The organism is Bradyrhizobium sp. USDA 10063 (assembly GCF_054063735.1).
This window is the reverse complement of the sequence record NZ_JBSSGP010000002.1, coordinates 935,762-950,102: the sequence shown is the minus strand read 5'-3', so window position 1 is coordinate 950,102 and position 14,341 is coordinate 935,762. Positions and strand designations below refer to the sequence as shown.

General features: G+C 63.6%; 16 protein-coding genes and 1 tRNA gene. 8 read left to right on the top strand and 9 right to left on the bottom strand.

The window, feature by feature from the left end; translation table 11 throughout:
- Positions 1 to 36: 36 nt before the first annotated feature.
- Both ACVJGD_RS06445 and ACVJGD_RS06440 read right to left on the bottom strand, forming a co-directional pair.
- A complete protein-coding gene (locus ACVJGD_RS06445) occupies positions 37 to 5,244 on the bottom strand; it encodes an alpha-2-macroglobulin family protein (protein ID WP_456633571.1) in 5,208 nt (1,735 codons plus the stop codon).
- A 328-nt stretch (positions 5,245 to 5,572) separates the two neighbouring features.
- Positions 5,573 to 5,947 carry a hypothetical protein gene (locus tag ACVJGD_RS06440; protein WP_456633570.1) on the bottom strand — a complete coding sequence of 125 codons (375 nt, stop codon included), beginning with the start codon at positions 5,945 to 5,947 and terminating at the stop codon, positions 5,573 to 5,575.
- 119 nt (positions 5,948 to 6,066) lie between these two features.
- Here ACVJGD_RS06440 and ACVJGD_RS06435 point away from each other — a divergent pair, with 119 nt between their 5' ends.
- Both ACVJGD_RS06435 and ACVJGD_RS06430 read left to right on the top strand, forming a co-directional pair.
- Complete coding sequence (locus tag ACVJGD_RS06435; RefSeq protein WP_456633569.1) at positions 6,067 to 6,321, top strand: type II toxin-antitoxin system RelE family toxin; 255 nt, start codon at positions 6,067 to 6,069, stop codon at positions 6,319 to 6,321.
- 10 nt (positions 6,322 to 6,331) lie between these two features.
- A complete protein-coding gene (locus ACVJGD_RS06430; protein ID WP_456633568.1) occupies positions 6,332 to 6,706 on the top strand; it encodes a helix-turn-helix domain-containing protein in 375 nt (124 codons plus the stop codon).
- Positions 6,707 to 6,777: 71 nt separating this feature from the next.
- Here the strand turns inward: ACVJGD_RS06430 and ACVJGD_RS06425 are convergent, their stop codons facing one another.
- Positions 6,778 to 6,948: a hypothetical protein gene (locus ACVJGD_RS06425; protein WP_456633567.1), complete on the bottom strand. Its 171-nt coding sequence runs from the start codon at positions 6,946 to 6,948 to the stop codon at positions 6,778 to 6,780.
- A 365-nt stretch (positions 6,949 to 7,313) separates the two neighbouring features.
- On the bottom strand, positions 7,314 to 7,727 hold the full coding sequence (locus ACVJGD_RS06420) for a hypothetical protein (RefSeq protein ID WP_456633566.1): 414 nt from the start codon (positions 7,725 to 7,727) through the stop codon (positions 7,314 to 7,316).
- Between the two features lie 237 nt (positions 7,728 to 7,964).
- On the opposite strand from ACVJGD_RS06420, the gene ACVJGD_RS06415 reads away from it, so the two are divergent.
- The 4 genes from ACVJGD_RS06415 (at position 7,965) to ACVJGD_RS06400 (ending at position 10,099) form a co-directional block, all read left to right on the top strand.
- Positions 7,965 to 8,041, top strand: a tRNA-Arg gene (locus tag ACVJGD_RS06415).
- Positions 8,042 to 8,387: 346 nt separating this feature from the next.
- Entirely contained in the window at positions 8,388 to 9,095 is a 708-nt protein-coding gene (locus ACVJGD_RS06410; protein ID WP_456633565.1) for an outer membrane protein, read from the top strand.
- A gap of 457 nt (positions 9,096 to 9,552) precedes the next feature.
- Complete coding sequence (locus ACVJGD_RS06405) at positions 9,553 to 9,831, top strand: hypothetical protein (RefSeq protein ID WP_456633564.1); 279 nt, start codon at positions 9,553 to 9,555, stop codon at positions 9,829 to 9,831.
- Between the two features lie 127 nt (positions 9,832 to 9,958).
- Complete coding sequence (locus ACVJGD_RS06400) at positions 9,959 to 10,099, top strand: hypothetical protein (RefSeq protein ID WP_456633563.1); 141 nt, start codon at positions 9,959 to 9,961, stop codon at positions 10,097 to 10,099.
- Between the two features lie 338 nt (positions 10,100 to 10,437).
- Here the strand turns inward: ACVJGD_RS06400 and ACVJGD_RS06395 are convergent, their stop codons facing one another.
- The 4 genes from ACVJGD_RS06395 to ACVJGD_RS06380 all read right to left on the bottom strand — a co-directional run bounded on the left by ACVJGD_RS06395 (position 10,438) and on the right by ACVJGD_RS06380 (position 12,840).
- Positions 10,438 to 11,559, bottom strand: coding sequence for a helix-turn-helix transcriptional regulator (locus ACVJGD_RS06395; protein ID WP_456633562.1), 1,122 nt, complete (start codon positions 11,557 to 11,559; stop codon positions 10,438 to 10,440).
- Between the two features lie 201 nt (positions 11,560 to 11,760).
- On the bottom strand, positions 11,761 to 12,126 hold the full coding sequence (locus ACVJGD_RS06390; RefSeq protein ID WP_456633561.1) for a hypothetical protein: 366 nt from the start codon (positions 12,124 to 12,126) through the stop codon (positions 11,761 to 11,763).
- A 172-nt stretch (positions 12,127 to 12,298) separates the two neighbouring features.
- A complete protein-coding gene (locus tag ACVJGD_RS06385; RefSeq protein WP_456633560.1) occupies positions 12,299 to 12,535 on the bottom strand; it encodes a hypothetical protein in 237 nt (78 codons plus the stop codon).
- Positions 12,536 to 12,639: 104 nt separating this feature from the next.
- Positions 12,640 to 12,840: a hypothetical protein gene (locus ACVJGD_RS06380; protein ID WP_456633559.1), complete on the bottom strand. Its 201-nt coding sequence runs from the start codon at positions 12,838 to 12,840 to the stop codon at positions 12,640 to 12,642.
- 185 nt (positions 12,841 to 13,025) lie between these two features.
- On the opposite strand from ACVJGD_RS06380, the gene ACVJGD_RS06375 reads away from it, so the two are divergent.
- The gene (locus ACVJGD_RS06375) at positions 13,026 to 13,256 is read left to right on the top strand and encodes a hypothetical protein (protein WP_456633558.1); all 231 of its coding nucleotides are present in this window, start codon (positions 13,026 to 13,028) and stop codon (positions 13,254 to 13,256) included.
- Between the two features lie 218 nt (positions 13,257 to 13,474).
- Positions 13,475 to 13,831, top strand: a complete 357-nt coding sequence (locus tag ACVJGD_RS06370) for a DUF6481 family protein (RefSeq protein WP_456633557.1) — start codon at positions 13,475 to 13,477, stop codon at positions 13,829 to 13,831.
- 179 nt (positions 13,832 to 14,010) lie between these two features.
- Here the strand turns inward: ACVJGD_RS06370 and ACVJGD_RS06365 are convergent, their stop codons facing one another.
- The gene (locus ACVJGD_RS06365) at positions 14,011 to 14,256 is read right to left on the bottom strand and encodes a pentapeptide MXKDX repeat protein (protein ID WP_456633556.1); all 246 of its coding nucleotides are present in this window, start codon (positions 14,254 to 14,256) and stop codon (positions 14,011 to 14,013) included.
- Positions 14,257 to 14,341: the final 85 nt, after the last annotated feature.

Sequence of the window (14,341 nt, the reverse complement as noted above, 5' to 3'; positions counted from 1 at the left end):
CGATCCATCGCCAGTGCGGCTTGTTTGCCATCCCGCTCATCTTGCCGCGCGTACCTCGACAGCGCCCGTGCCCGTGCGGCCGTAGCGCGAGGGGTTGTACATGTCCTCGACATAGGCCTGCGGCAGCACGTATTTGCCTGGAGAGACGGCGCGCACGACATAGGCCACGGTGAATACCGACTTGGCGTCGCTGGCGCGGTCGATCGCCGCGGTGAAGCGGTCATCGCGGAACTCGGTATGCTCGGGCTCCTCGCCGTCCTCGATCCAGTCGAGCGTGCCGGAGTCGCCGGAGGACACCAGGTGCGGGTTGTCGATCTCGAGCCCGGCCGGCAGATAGTCCGACACGATGATGTGCCCGTATTCCGGCCTGGCTTCGGTGATCTTCAGCACCACGGCAAAGCGATCGTTCTGCTTGGCCTTGCTGATGTCGGCCGGCTTGCCGTCGAGCGTGAAATAATTGCGCTCGATCTTGAAGCCGTTGGAAGCGGCCGGCTCCGGCGTCACCGGCGAGCCGGACACGGAGACCACGACCTGCACCGGCGCCTCGCCGGTGTTGGTGATCTTGATCGGTCGGCCTGCCATCGCCTCGGCCTTGTAGCTGCGGAACACCGCCGTCTTGACCGGCTGGCCGTCGACGTCGAGGCTCAGCGTCTCCTTGGCGAGCGCGCGGGCGGCCAGCACCAGCCAGGCGTTCTCCTGGGTCGAGATGTACGGCGTCAGCCCCCGCGCCGCCTCGACGCGCGCGACGGCGCCGATCATGGTCGCGCGTGGCGCATTGCCTTCGCCGGCGAGCGAGACCAGCGCCGCGGCATCGCGCAGCGCCGAGCCGTAGTCGGTGCGGCCGAACTCGAGCGCGGGCTTTGGATTGAGCGCATCGAGCGCGGCGGCATAGACCCGCTCCGCCCTCGCTCTGTCGCCGACCAGCGCCAGTGCGGCTGCGAGCTGCGATTTGGCAATTGGCGTTGCGAGGTTGTTCAGCTTGGTGTCCGCCAGATAGCGCAAGTCTCCGATCGGAGCGGCGCCATTGCGGGCGAGCACGTAGAGGCCGTAAGCGAGATCGCGGCCGCCGTCCTTCTCCGGCTCGTTGGCGTTCACGACCGAATTGCGGATGCGGTCGAGCGCGTTCTTGAACAGCACGTCCGGCACCACAAAACCCTTCTCGCGGGCGCGGGTGAGGAAGTCGGTGACATAAGCATCGAGCCAGGCGTCGTCGCCGCCGGCGGACCACAGGCCGAACGAGCCGTTCGAGCCTTGCCGCGCCAGGAGCCGCTCGATCGCATCCTTGATGCGCTGGTCGACCGCGGTGTCCATGGCCAGATGCGCGCCGGCGGCGAGATCGTTGACATAGAGCAGCGGCATTGCGCGGCTCGTGATCTGCTCCGAGCAGCCGTAAGGGTAGCGGTCGAGCGCCTTGAGGATGGTGGCGGCGTCGAGCGCGGTCGACAGGCTCGCCGACAGCGACACGCTGCCGGTGCCCTGGACGAGATCGCTGAACATGTCCGACGCGAGGGTCAGGCTTTCGCCCTTCGCCAGCGTGCGAACCGAGCGGCGGGCCAGCACCTGCGTCGCCGCCTTGACGTCGAGCGCGTAGTGCCGCGCCAGCGTCAGGCCGTTCGGACCGCTGATGTCGACGTCGAGATTTGCCGCACCGGCGCCGCCGGCCTCCAGCGCCAGCGACAGCGAGGTGCGCTGTTTTGCCACCAGCCTCACCGTGGTGGCTGGATTGCCCGAGAGCCTTACAGGGCCAGAGGCCTTTACGTTGATGACGTAATCACCCGCCGCGCCCTCGACATTGTCGATATCCATGCTCATGGTGCCGTGATCGCCGTTGAGCAGAAAGCGCGGCAACGTCGCAGTGAGCACCACGGGATCGCGCACGGTGACGTCGGTGGTGGCGCGGCCGAGTTTTGTCGCGCTCCACGCCACCGCCATCACCCGCGCCGTGCCGGCGAATTCCGGGATGTCGAAGCTGATCTCGGCGGTGCCATCGGCGCCGACGGTGACGATGCCGGAATAGAGCGCGAGCGGCTTCTGGGTGGGCGGCGAGCCCTGCAATTCGGCGCCGCCGGAATCGCCGCCGGTCCTGATCTGGCCGCGCGTGCCCTGCATGCCGTCGATCAACTGGCCGTAGAGATCGCGGATTTCGGCGGTGAGGCGGCGCTGGCCGAGATAGTAGTCGTCAGGCGCCGGCGGTTTGTAATTGGTGAGGTTGAGGATGCCGACATCGACGGCAGCCACCACGACCTTGGCGTCCTCGCCGGGATTGAGCCCGTCGAGCCTGACCGGGATCTTCAGCGCCGCGCCCGGCCGCACCAGCGGCGGCGGCGACAGCGTCACCGCGAGCGTGCGGGCCTTCTTATCGATGCCGAACCATTTCAGGCCGATCGCACGGCCCGGCATGCGCTGCGCGGCGGTATCGAGCGGACGGCGCAAGGTCGTCATCACATAAGCGCCGGTGCCCCAATCCTTGCCGACGGTGAGCCTGACCTGCTGGGTGCCTTCCTTGACGTCGACGCTCTGTGTGGTCAGCAGGCGATCGCCGAGCACGTTGACGGTCAGCCGGCCGGTGGAGCGGGCGTTGACGGAGACCACCATGGTGTCGCCGGACTGGTATTCCGGCTTGTCGATCGAGGTCTCCAACAGGTCCGGCGTATCGGCGCTGCCATCGGAATACCAGCCGACATCGAACTGCACCGAGGTCAGCGGACCGTCAGCATCATCAGACTTGACGTCGAGGCGGTAGCGGCCCGGCTGCGGCGCGAACGACAGCCGCGACGGCTTGTCGGCGGCGAGATTGACATCACCATCGGCGACGCGGCTGGTCGACTTGACCGGCTCATAGTCCCAGGACGAACCCTGACGGTACCACTGGTAGCGCGACTCGATTTTCAGCAGTTCGTAGCGCAGGCCGTTGCGCGCAAGCTGCTTGCCATCGGGATCGACGAACACGACGTCGAACTCGGCCTTGTCGCCCTCGGCCACGCTCTTGTCGCCGAACAAGGGCTTGATGCCGATCAGCGAGCTCGCCGGCGCCACGGGCAGCACGATCTTGCGCTCGACCGAGCGGCCGCCGGTCTCGGCCATGCGGACGAAGATCTGTGCCTCCTGCGGGCGGGTCGAGGTCGGTGCCTTCTCCAGCTTTACCGGAAAAATGGCCGTGCCCTTCGCATCAGACTCCGGCAGGTTCTCGATCGGAGTACGCTCATTGCTGGCACTCTCCTCGTCGGCGACGCCGAACTGGTAGCCGGGATAGCCGGGACGCCCCGAAGACGCCGGCGTCACCAGCATGTCGCCCTCGAGCTGCAACCCGGAAGCCGGCGCGCCGTAAAGGAAATGACCGTCGACCTTAAGTTCCACTGGAACTTCAGCTTTGATGACCTTGTCCTTGGCGGTCAGATCGAATTCGATCCGTTCGGGGACGTAGTCCTCGACCATGAAAGTGGTCTCGCCGACGGAAGAGCCCTTCGGATCGGTGAATGCACGCGCCCGCCAGGTGCCGGTCGGCACCGCCGAATTCAACGCGACGGCAAGAGTCCGGCCGCCGGCGCCCTGATCCGGCAGCACGGCACGGCGGAATTCGACGCCATCGGGGCGCTCGATCACGAGCATCAGCGGACCGCCGGTCATGGCGTTGCCCTGCCCGTCCCGCAAGAGCGCGGTGAGATAGACGGTCTCGTTGGAGCGGTAGACGCCGCGCTCGGCATAGACGAAGGCATCGGCGCCCGCAGGCACCACCCGGCCCGCGGCGCCGCGGTCGGTGAGGTCGAAGGCGTTGCTCTTCAGGCTCAGGAAGGCATAGTCCGCCTTGTCGCTCATGACGGTGAGCAGCGCCGGCGACAGCCCGCCCTCGCCGCGCGCCAGCCCCGCCTCGAACAGCACGTGGCCGCTCTCGTCGGTCTTGCGGGTGGCCAAAATCTCGTTGTTGCGGGCGACCAGCTTTACTTCGGCCTTCGCAACCGGCTCGGTGGACGCCAGCGAATTGACGAAGACATGGATGCCGTCATTGCCGGAGAACGCTGCCAGCCCCATGTCGGAGACGATGAACCATTGCGTCGCCAGCGTGCCGTCATCGTCGCTGCTCGGCCCCTTCGCGGCGGCGGTCATGACGTAGACACCGGGCTGCAGATCGCCGAGCGCCTGGTCGACCGGGAATGCAGTGACGACGTCCTGGTTCAGCGTGGTGGCCGTCGCAAGCTCGCCGGACCACACTTTCATGCCACGCTGGTCGCCGAGATCGGAGAGCTGGTAGCTGCTCAGCGTGCGCTGGAAGTCGCTATCGATCACGGTGTTGATCAGGTTGCGGTCGCCGATCCGGAACACGTCGATGGTGACCGCCGGCGTGTTGACGCTGACCACCGGGATGCCGCGCTGACCGGTGCGCGGCAGCACATAGGCGCGGCCGGTGAAGCGCACGAACGGCTTGCGGTCGCGGACATAGATGTTGAACTCGGCCGACTTCGGCAGCACCTCCTTCACGGTCGACGGCAGGCCAGCGCGCAGGTTGATGTTGTACCGCTCGCCGTGCTTCAGCCCATCGACGCAGAGCTGCTTGCCTTCGGTGGTGAGCGCCGGCTTGTCGGTGCCGGCAAGCGCCACGAACGGCGCGAAATCGACGCGTTTGGCCAATTCCTCGGAGAACTGGAAGCAGGCCCGCGGCGTGGCGCCGTCGGAATCCACGCTGTAGTCGAGCAGCCGGAAGCCATGCTCGTCGCGCATCTTCTCATACTGGCCTCTGATATCGGCGACCTCGCGCATGTCGAGCGACATCCGCAGCGCATCGAGCGCCGGCCGCCATAATTTGCGATCCGACAGCGCCCGGCCGAGCACGGCCAGCGCATCGGCCTCCTCCGCCTGGTTGCCGGCGCGATGATAGGCGATATAGGCGGCGGTCGAGGCGCGCTCGAGCAGGAAGGTCTGCTCGGTCAAGCTGGACGTGCGGATCTGGAAGATGGTGCGGGCAAGCCGCAGCCAGTTGCCGCTGTCCTCCGGCGTGGTGGCGGCGATCTGGCCGAGGATCTGCAGTCCGGTGCGGAAGTCGGCGCGGCGGAAGGCGGCATCCGCATCGGTCTTCAGCGTCGCCGTGCTCTTGGCGACCGGCCCCGCCTCACTCTTGATCTGCGCCTCCAGCTTGATCGCGGAATCGGCGAGGTCGTCGCGCTTGAAGGCCTTGTCAGCCGCCTGCGCGCTCGCAAGGCCAAGCGCCAGCGCTGCGCAAAAAGCTGCGGCACGAACCAAACCGATCATGATGGATCTCCCGGGGCCGCGGACCAACGCCGCGCGACGAATAAAAGGGCGCGAAAAGGTGACAGACTGATGGCGCGGAAACAACGTGGCGAGGAGGTCGCAAACAGGCATTGCCAGACCAGTCACTATGCCCGCCCGGCGGAGCGCCGGCGCGGCAGGCGGTGATCGTGGACCGCAACCCGCGCTCCACCCGCACGCCTCTTTGTCGCCCGATCGCCGAAAAGGGTTCGCAGTCTACCTACCGAAAGAGTGAATTTTTCAAATCGGCGACGAGCCGACGGCCACTCTGGCTTAGTGTCGAACGAAGCGGAATTGCTGGGTGTCGTGCTCACGCGGATCTGGACCGCTCGACAACGCGATAACCGTCGTGCGCCGTGAGAAATGCCACCGCCGGAATCCAGTTCCTCGCGTATTTGACGAGTTTGTCCTTCGACGTCGCCAGCGATCCCGGACCATTGTCGCTGAGGAACGATGTCTGCACCTCTGCTTTCGCCTTGGCGTCGCTGATCGGCACGCGATACCATGCCATCGCGGCTGGCCGCGTGGCGCACAACGCCCGGATGGTCTCGATTGCATCCGGGACGTATTGGATGGCGCCGTTCGAGTGCATCAGCTCGATCTCTCCGAGCCAGTCCGCGGCTTGATGGATATCGCTGAAGAACATCAGCCGATCGGTCGCCAGCTGACGGGCACGACGTACCATGGCCAGCGTGACCTCCAATCAGGCACAGCCTTCGTGATTCGATATCGGCCGGCAAAGTATTGTTAGCTAGTTGCTATTTCATTGTTGAACGATATTAGCTACATGCTAATGTCCAGCACATGGAAATTCGCTACACCAAAGCTGCCACCAAGGCCCTGATGAAGATGCCGGCCAACACGGCGCAACTGGTCCGGGGAAAAATTCGACAATATGCGGCGGACCCGGCAAGCTTGGCAAACAACGTCAAGAAGCTTCAGGGGCGCGAGGACGAATACCGGCTGCGTGTGGGGGATTGGCGCGTCATCTTCACCCAGGAAGGCGTTGTTCTGGATGTGTTGAACGTGCGTCCGCGCGGAAGCGCTTACGAGGACTAGGACTAGGACTATGAGCAAACCGAATATTATCATCACTCCGAGCGGGGACCGCATGGTGCTCATTCCTTTCGAGGAGTATGAGCGCCTGATCGCAGCCGCCGAGGATACGACCGATGCGCGTGATATTGATGAGATCAAGCGTCGCCTTGCATCCGGCGAAGAGGAATTGATCCCCGCAGAAGTCGTGGACCGACTCATTGACGGCGAGAACAAGCTTCGCGTTTGGCGCGAGTATCGCGGCATGTCCGCGAAGGAATTGGCTGAAGTAACCGGTCTCGCCGCGCCGTACATCTCGCAGCTCGAGACCGGTAAACGAGAGGGGACCATCGAGACGTTCAAGAAGATCGCAGCCGCACTGCGCGTCGATATCGACGACATCGCCTAGGGCGGCTACCGGTTTTCCGAACGAGAGAAACAGCAAAGAGAGACCACCCGTGAGCGGTCTCTCGAAAAGGGTCACCACAGATTGAAGTCGTGCCGTGACGGCGCGAACACGTCGAAATCCTGCAATCGATTTCGGCCAGGTTTCGCCGGTTCGTCTCGGGCAGACGAGGGTGGCGCGGGTTTTTCCGCCTCGGGTTTGGCATTCTTGTGGTGGTCGTCGCGCTTCGACAGTTCGTCGCTCATCGTTCTTCTCCAACCTTAGTAATTGAAGGTTGGAGCATCATGCACCGACCGCCACGGCGTTAAGTGCGGGGGTGTTTTCTGTTGCAGCGCGCCCCTCCTCCATGGTTGCTTGGTGCCGAGCTTCCAATGTCTCCGATATTGGGGGACCTGATCATCCGTTTAGTGCGATGTCCCGTAGACCGGCTAATCGGCGCCGAGACCGGACCACTCGGCAGCGGCACTCAACTCTTGACCTTCAAGGCGCGAGGATCGGTGCCGTTCTGAGCCGTTTCTGCCGGAACGTGGTAACGATACGAGGCCGGATAGATCGGTTCGCCGAAAAATCGTATCTTTCACACCGGCGACGAGCCGACGGCCGCTCTGGCTTAGTGTCGAACGAAGCGGAATTGCTGGGTGTCGTGCTCACGCGGATCTGGACCGCGCTCGACAACGCGATAACCGTCGTGCGCCGTGAGAAATGCCTCCGCCGAAATCCAGTTCCTCGCATATTTGACGAGCTTGTCCTTCGACGTCGCCAGCGATCCCGGACCATTGTCGCTGAGGAACGATGTCTGCACCTCTGCTTTGGCGTTGGCGTCGCTGATCGGCACGCGGTACCATGCCATCGCGATCGGGCGCGTGGCGCACAACGCCCGGATGGTCTCGATTGCATCCGGGACGTATTGGATGGCGCCGCTCGAGTGCATCAGCTCGACCTCTCCGAGCCAGTCCGCGGCTTCTTGGATATCGCTGAAGAACATCAGCCGATTGGTCGCGAGCTGACGGGCACGACGCGCCATGGCCGGCGTTTCCACCACGGCCCAGCGGATATCGGGCGACTGGTTTCGCGCGAGCTTGTAATGTTGGTCTTGTCGGCTTGCCCTAGGCAATCGCATCCTGGGCTCGGGAGGCGGGCCTAGGGTAGCTCTGCCGGGATCCCCAGCCTTATTTTTACTGTTATCTTGGACTGTGCCATGTTGGCGACAGGTCTATGATTATACTATGGAAAGGCTCGGCGGCCGATGCCGTGCCAAGACGGTCCCGTAGCTCAACTGGATAGAGTAGCGGATTTCTACTCCGCGGGTTGCAGGTTCGAATCCTGCCGGGATCGCCAGTGGCAAACGGTCCGTTCCGGACACATGGGTTACGGTTGATACCGGAGACATGGGTAACAGTTGGCCACGGAAACCATTAAGGCGCTGATTGACTCAGTTCATGCGAGCCGAGCCCCGGCTCGGCGCCGCCTCATCGGCCTCGGTCTCACTGAGCTGTGGCCTCGCCTTCTGGCCGCACCGCTTCCCAACCCACAGTTGATCCCTTGCGATCACTCTCCTGATCATTGTTGCATTCAGGATACAGACATAGCCCGGGAATCCGGTATGAATTGCACCGCTGAGTTGAAATTTGGCGCTCGCGCCTAGGGGATTGCGCTTCGTTTCGAAGCGTATGGGGGATTTGAAATGAAGAAGTTTTTGCTTGCCGTGGCCGCTCTGGCGGCTGTCGGGTCTTCGGCGTCGGCGGCCGATCTCGGCGCACGGCCTTACACCAAGGCGCCTCCGCCGGTGGTTGCTGCCTACAACTGGACCGGCTTCTATATCGGCGCCCAGGGTGGCTACGGCTGGTCGCAGAGCGTCGACATCGCCGGAATTGTTGGTACGACGAACGACATCAAGGGCGGCTTCGGCGGCGGCGCCATCGGTTACAATTGGCAGGCCGCCGGCAGTCCTGTCGTATTCGGCATCGAAGCCGATGGCGCGTGGTCCGACATCAGCTACAGCGAAACGATTCTGGGGGTGACCCTTGAAGATCGGATCAGAGCCTTCGGAAGCGTCACGGGCAGAGTGGGATACGCGGTCGATGCTGCGCTGCTGTACCTCAAGGGCGGTTACGCGTGGGCCGACAATCGCATGTCGGTTGGTGCGTTGGGAATTACGCTCTTTTCCGAAAGCCAATTCCACTCGGGCTGGACAGTCGGCGGTGGATTTGAATACGGATTTGCGCCCAACTGGTCTGGCAAGGTCGAATACATGTTCGCCAGCTACGCCAACGAGAACTATCTGACCGCGTTCGTGCCGGGCGGCATTGGCTTCGGCGCCGACGTTCACACCGTCAAGGCCGGCATCAACTATCGGTTCGGTTGGGGCACTCCGGTCGTCGCGAAGTACTGATCTTCTCAAGACACGAAGCAAAAGCCCGGCCAAGCCCGGGCTTTTTAGTTTCTACTCGGTCCGTTGCTTAGCCCTGGTGGCGCCGAAACGGCTGGGGCGGCCGACCAGAATACCATCTTCCCAGCCGAGCCTAGGAACGAAGCCGCGGGACCTGAGTCGAATCATGGCCTCCGGTCGAACGCCCCCTACCCCCACCGGCCGGAGGAAAACCTCCAAGGTTGGCGGCCCCAGCGCACCTGGGGCCGTTTGGTGAGTCTCGGGACCCCGGACGGCCATCCTTCCGGAGGAACGCTCTGCGGCTGGTCCGGCTCGGGCGATCGCTGGAGAGACACGCGGGTAGCCCCCGGCGTGGTTAATGCCCGGTTGCCGAATTTGGCAAAGGTCTTGCTAATCGCTGCTCCGACACTGCAGTCCCCGACGGGGCTGCGCCGAGTTGGATCAAGCGGGAGCAATGCCCATGGGTGCCGCGTCTCAGATTGGGAATTCCAGCATTACTGCGTTACGTGACGTCCTCGTCATTCAGACCATGCTGGAGGATCTGCAAAGGTCCGTCCGGATCCTCGATTGCGATATCGCGACGGAGGAAGCCACCGGAGGGATCTGCGATGCTGCGGATCCGCGGTATCCGCTGCTCGCCAGAACGCTTTCGACGCGCCGGGACAATCTCAAATCGACCATTCGGGCGCTGAAGGAACGGCTGGGCCAACTGACGGCGCGCGCACCTGCAATCGGCTGAAGGCAGCATATTACCGCTGACGTACAGCCCGAGAAGACGAACAGGTTTGCGCGCAGCGCCTTGCCGGCGCCGCCAGCATGCCTTAAGCGCGCCTGCAGAATTGCCGTCAATGATTCACTGGAACGCGATGCGAAAACTACTTGTCACGCTCTCGGCCGCCCTTCTGGTGGGAGCCAGCCTGCTGGTGCTCCGGAACGAACTGCACGCAAGGCCGGCCACGCAGTGCGGCTTCTGGGGCGAGATGGAAGCCGGAATGTCCTGCCGGTGAAATTCGCCGCCGTTCGCGGCCTTGGAACGAAGGCCTCAACGCAGGGGCGGAGCTGACGCGAGCGGCGAGGATCAATGCCGCCGCGTGGTTTGGCCCCGCCAACCACGCCCCGAGCAAAACCCGGGCGCGCCAATTCTCAAAGCTTGTCTTGTTGCGATCGTCGGAGGTGAGGCGTTGAATGCCGCTCGCCTCAATCACCCGACCATTGCCCCAACGTGATCTCTTCACCGGTCGCGGGCGCGCCGACATTCCCCAAATGGGAACTGTCCGCTGATTTTCTCTGCAGTGCGAGGGTGATACGGCCAAACTACCCGTATCTTGCGCCGGCTAGAGCATTTTTATCTGAGCACCAGCCGTGCCAATAGCGCCGCCAGTTCGCCCTGCCGCGACACGCCCACCTTCGAGAACACGCGCTTGAGAATGGTCCGGGCGCTCTCCTCGGTGATGCCGAGCTTGTCGGCGGCGTCGCGCGGCGATTGGCCGGTGCCGACCAGCGCCGTCACCCTCGCCTCGCCCAGCGTCAGGCCGAGCACATCACGGATCAGCGATGGATCCGGCGGGCTGTTGTTGTCGGGGTCGACGACCAGGATAAGCAGCCTGGCCTGCGTCAGGAACTGATTGATGCTGTTGGCCGCCATCGAGACAGGCAGGACATAGAGCGCAAGCGGCCGCCCCGACGTTCGCCGGTGCACGATGATCGGCTTTTCGCCGGCCAGAAGATCCTCGGCGCGGTACGCCGCGAGGCGTTTCATCGCCGCCGAGGCCGGCGAATTCAGGGCTAGCGATCCCGCGGCCAGCTTCTCCTCGACGATCTCGAGACCATCGCCGAGCAGGGACTCCGCCTTCGGGTTGGAGAAGATCACGCGGCCAACCGAATCCAGCACAAAGACCCCGGTTCCCAACTTCGCCAGGGCGGCGCCGAGGCCAAGCTTGCTCAGTTCCGAATCCATCAGGCGGATGCCAAGGCGGAGCGACCGCTCGACGTGGCGGCCGAGCTGGGCCACGAGATCGAGCTCGGCATCGCTATAGACCGGCTTGCCGCTCGCGCGCTGGATGCTCATCGCCACTTCGATCTTCGCATCCGGCGAGACCGTTGCGGCGGCGAAATATTTCAGGCCGTGCTTCCGAAGCAGCACGGAATAGAACGGGTCGGTTGCGATGTCCTGTTCGGAGACGACGTCGCGGTCGGTCACGACATCGCGGTTGAAGAAATAGCCACGCTCGCGCGCGCGGATGGCGCGGATATCCCGAAAGCTCCACTCGCGCATGTATTCTTCCGCGATCGCATCGAGAGAGGCGGACTGGATGGCGCCAAAACTTCCGTCGTCCTTGCCATAGAGCAGAATGGCGCCGACGTCATCGAGGCAATCGGCGATCATCTGCAGCGCCACCGGCCAATGCGATGGTTCCGCTGCGGATTGATAGATGGCGTCGATGGCCTTCAGCAGGTGATGCGACATTGGAATCGACCAATCGAGCGACGAATGAACGCGTGGCGATCGATCACAAGGATTGAATGCCCGCACAATACAGTTGAATGACAGGAAACGATGACGGGCAAGCCCGTACGATCACGGCCATCGCGTAGTAAGCGCATGCGCATCGACTGACATTGGACCGGGTGACGGCCGATCGCGGTCGGTCGCCTGGTGACGCGCGGGTCACTGCTTGGCGAACGGGATGTATCGCTGGTACTGCTTCGGCACCGAGCTGCGATAGCGGGCCGGCACGGTTCCGGTCTCGATCGAATGGTCGATCTCCTGCTGTCGCGTCCGTTTCCTTGCCGCGGTCTTTTTCTTCTTTGGCGCGGCTTTTTCAGTGGTCGGCGAATTCGTATCCGGCTGAGTGGCGGCTGGCGTTGTCGTGGCGGCGGGCGCTGTGGTCGCGGCAGGTGGCGGCGCCGTGTCCGCTGCGGGCGCGGTAGCGTCAGTTCCGGCCGCCGGCGCGGTCTGTGCCAGCGCGTAACCCGAGCAGGACATCAACATGAGCGCCGCAGTGGCCGCGGCGAGGCCGGAAAGCTTTTTCATCTGAAAACTCCAATTCTGAAAACTCCAATAGTGTCGAACGCCAGGCGGTCGTGCAATGCGCAGCATGAGACCGCGAAAGCCCGTTTCGCGCCAACGCGGAGGGTCGACGCGGTCTTCTCAACGTAGGGCGACCGTATCCGCGATTATGTTGCGGCGGTCGCACTCGGGGAGACTAGCTGCGGGACGGCTGTTCCACGTGCACGCGCGCGCGCTCCGGCGGCCTTGCATTTCTGGTGCAGGTCGTCATGACAAAGGCGATGCGGCTGCATTGCCACCCCGGGCCGAGCGCCGCGCTCGCGACCGTCTCGTGAGAGAGGCTGCCGGCTGAAAGCAGCGCCACGCCAAAACCGATCACGACGATGACGGCCAGCAGCGCAAATCCCTTGCGGCTATAGAGTTGGTGGATCATGCGATCGTTCCTGTTCAGTTTGCGCGGAGCATAGGACCGGCTGCCCCCTCTCCCTGTGATCGGCATCACAATTGCCCGCGGCGTTTTAGCGCTGGCCCCGCGCGCTATTGCGCCGGCTGGATCACGTTGCAGTTGGTCCGCCCCGACATCAGGCAGTCCTGCATCTTGCTCGCCGCGGTCAGCTCGCGCGCCAGCCACAAGCCGGCCGCCAGCATGGCGGCAGCGATCAGGAGACCGGCAATCGCGCCGCGGCGGCTGCCGCCTTCCCTTGGGCGCTCCGTTGGGCGTTCCCTTGGGTCTGTCATGATCGTGTCGGTTCCCGCACCGTTCCCGCAGAGATCGTGGTTGCACTAGCCGCTTCGCAAGTGCCGGTGTGATCACATCTGCAACAACTGACGGATAAACTCTCAAAGCCTGGGCATAAGTGTCGCAAATCCGTTGCACGCGTCCGCGCGCTGCTCAAGACTGCGCGCCTTCTCAGGAAGCGCGTGTGCGGAGCGTGCCATGGGTCAACAGGACGCGGGCTACGACTATCATCGATACAAGAGATTGCTGGCGGGAAGCGGTCGACGACAGCAAGCGGCTCGAATTGATCGAGCTTCTGATCCGCGAGAAAGCCCGGGACAAGCTCGAAGCGCAGCGGACTTCCGATCGCGTGGCCATGACGGCGCAGACCGTCGCCAGGGTGCTGGGAACCTCCCGCCAGCGCGACAACTTCTAGCTTGTTCTGGCTCGGCTAGAATTTTAGCGAAGTTCGACGCAGATCACCGTATTGCCTTCGGCAATCATCGGCTCGCTTGTGCTGCGCATACACTGCGAACAAGCCTGTTTGGCATGCCAATTGGACGCTGGCATTTTGCCCCGGGTTCGCTTATGTGCTGCGCCAACCCGATTTTCGTCATTCCTCCAACCAGCAGTGAAGATAACAAGGCTCTCTCGATGAGCGGCTTCAAGGAACCGAACTTTTCCGACCGCCAGAGGGCGGCGCAGCAGGCCCGGCAGAACATTCTGGAAAAATTCCGTTCCCGCCCCGGGCCCGATGATCCCACGGTGCAGGCGCGCGCCGCCGAGCGCGCCGCGATCGCGGCCAGCCGCGAGCAGGCAAGGCTTGCGCGGGAGACCGCGAAGGCCGAGCAGAAGCGTATCGAGGAAGAGGCTGCCGCCGCGGAAGCGGCAAGAATCGCGCGCGAGAAGGAAGAGGAAGCCGCGCGGCAGGCCGCGCTCGAGGCCGAACAGAAGGCCAAGCGCGACGCGCGCTACGCCGCCCGCAAGGAACGCGGCAAGAAAAAAAGGTGACTCGCCGCACGCGAATTGAAGCGGAGCCGTCGTAGCCCGGGTTCAGCGGAACGCGCAACCCGGGACATTTGCGCCAAGGTTTACGAGCGGTCCCGGGTTACGCTGGCGCTTCACCCGGGCGACGCATCTCGGCGTGGTGTCCTCTTATCGCGCCGCGCGCGGTGAAGAAGAGACGGCAATCAGTTCTTCTTCATGCCGTCGTCTTTCTTCATCGCATCATCCTTCTTCATCATCCCGTCGCTTTTCTTCATGCCGTCATGCTTCGACATGGCGTCCTTGGACATGGCGTCCTTGGACATCGTGTCTTTCTTCATGGCGTCGTCCTTGCCCATCTTGTCCTGGGCAAAGGCGGCCGGCGACAGCGCGACGCTGAGGGCAACGAGTGCGGCGGAGACGCCGAGGCCGATACGGGTCGAGAAGGTCATTGTGGTCATCCTTGCTGACGATTGACATGAAGCGACGTCTGCCGCTCTCCCCTCGACGCAGCCGGAATGACCGTTGTTACCCCTT

Excerpts from the sequence above, each read along its gene's own strand:
- ACVJGD_RS06390 (WP_456633561.1), bottom strand. The coding sequence starts at position 12,126 with ATGAAAAAGCTTTCCGGCCTCGCCGCGGCCACTGCGGCGCTCATGTTG.
- ACVJGD_RS06420 (WP_456633566.1), bottom strand. The coding sequence starts at position 7,727 with ATGGCGCGTCGTGCCCGTCAGCTCGCGACCAATCGGCTGATGTTCTTC.
- ACVJGD_RS06400 (WP_456633563.1), top strand. The coding sequence starts at position 9,959 with ATGCGAAAACTACTTGTCACGCTCTCGGCCGCCCTTCTGGTGGGAGCC.
- ACVJGD_RS06405 (WP_456633564.1), top strand. The coding sequence starts at position 9,553 with ATGGGTGCCGCGTCTCAGATTGGGAATTCCAGCATTACTGCGTTACGT.
- ACVJGD_RS06430 (WP_456633568.1), top strand. The coding sequence starts at position 6,332 with ATGAGCAAACCGAATATTATCATCACTCCGAGCGGGGACCGCATGGTG.
- ACVJGD_RS06435 (WP_456633569.1), top strand. The coding sequence starts at position 6,067 with ATGGAAATTCGCTACACCAAAGCTGCCACCAAGGCCCTGATGAAGATG.
- ACVJGD_RS06370 (WP_456633557.1), top strand. The coding sequence starts at position 13,475 with ATGAGCGGCTTCAAGGAACCGAACTTTTCCGACCGCCAGAGGGCGGCG.
- ACVJGD_RS06425 (WP_456633567.1), bottom strand. The coding sequence starts at position 6,948 with ATGAGCGACGAACTGTCGAAGCGCGACGACCACCACAAGAATGCCAAA.
- ACVJGD_RS06385 (WP_456633560.1), bottom strand. The coding sequence starts at position 12,535 with ATGATCCACCAACTCTATAGCCGCAAGGGATTTGCGCTGCTGGCCGTC.
- ACVJGD_RS06365 (WP_456633556.1), bottom strand. The coding sequence starts at position 14,256 with ATGACCTTCTCGACCCGTATCGGCCTCGGCGTCTCCGCCGCACTCGTT.
- ACVJGD_RS06380 (WP_456633559.1), bottom strand. The coding sequence starts at position 12,840 with ATGACAGACCCAAGGGAACGCCCAACGGAGCGCCCAAGGGAAGGCGGC.
- ACVJGD_RS06445 (WP_456633571.1), bottom strand. The coding sequence starts at position 5,244 with ATGATCGGTTTGGTTCGTGCCGCAGCTTTTTGCGCAGCGCTGGCGCTT.
- ACVJGD_RS06395 (WP_456633562.1), bottom strand. The coding sequence starts at position 11,559 with ATGTCGCATCACCTGCTGAAGGCCATCGACGCCATCTATCAATCCGCA.
- ACVJGD_RS06440 (WP_456633570.1), bottom strand. The coding sequence starts at position 5,947 with ATGGTACGTCGTGCCCGTCAGCTGGCGACCGATCGGCTGATGTTCTTC.
- ACVJGD_RS06410 (WP_456633565.1), top strand. The coding sequence starts at position 8,388 with ATGAAGAAGTTTTTGCTTGCCGTGGCCGCTCTGGCGGCTGTCGGGTCT.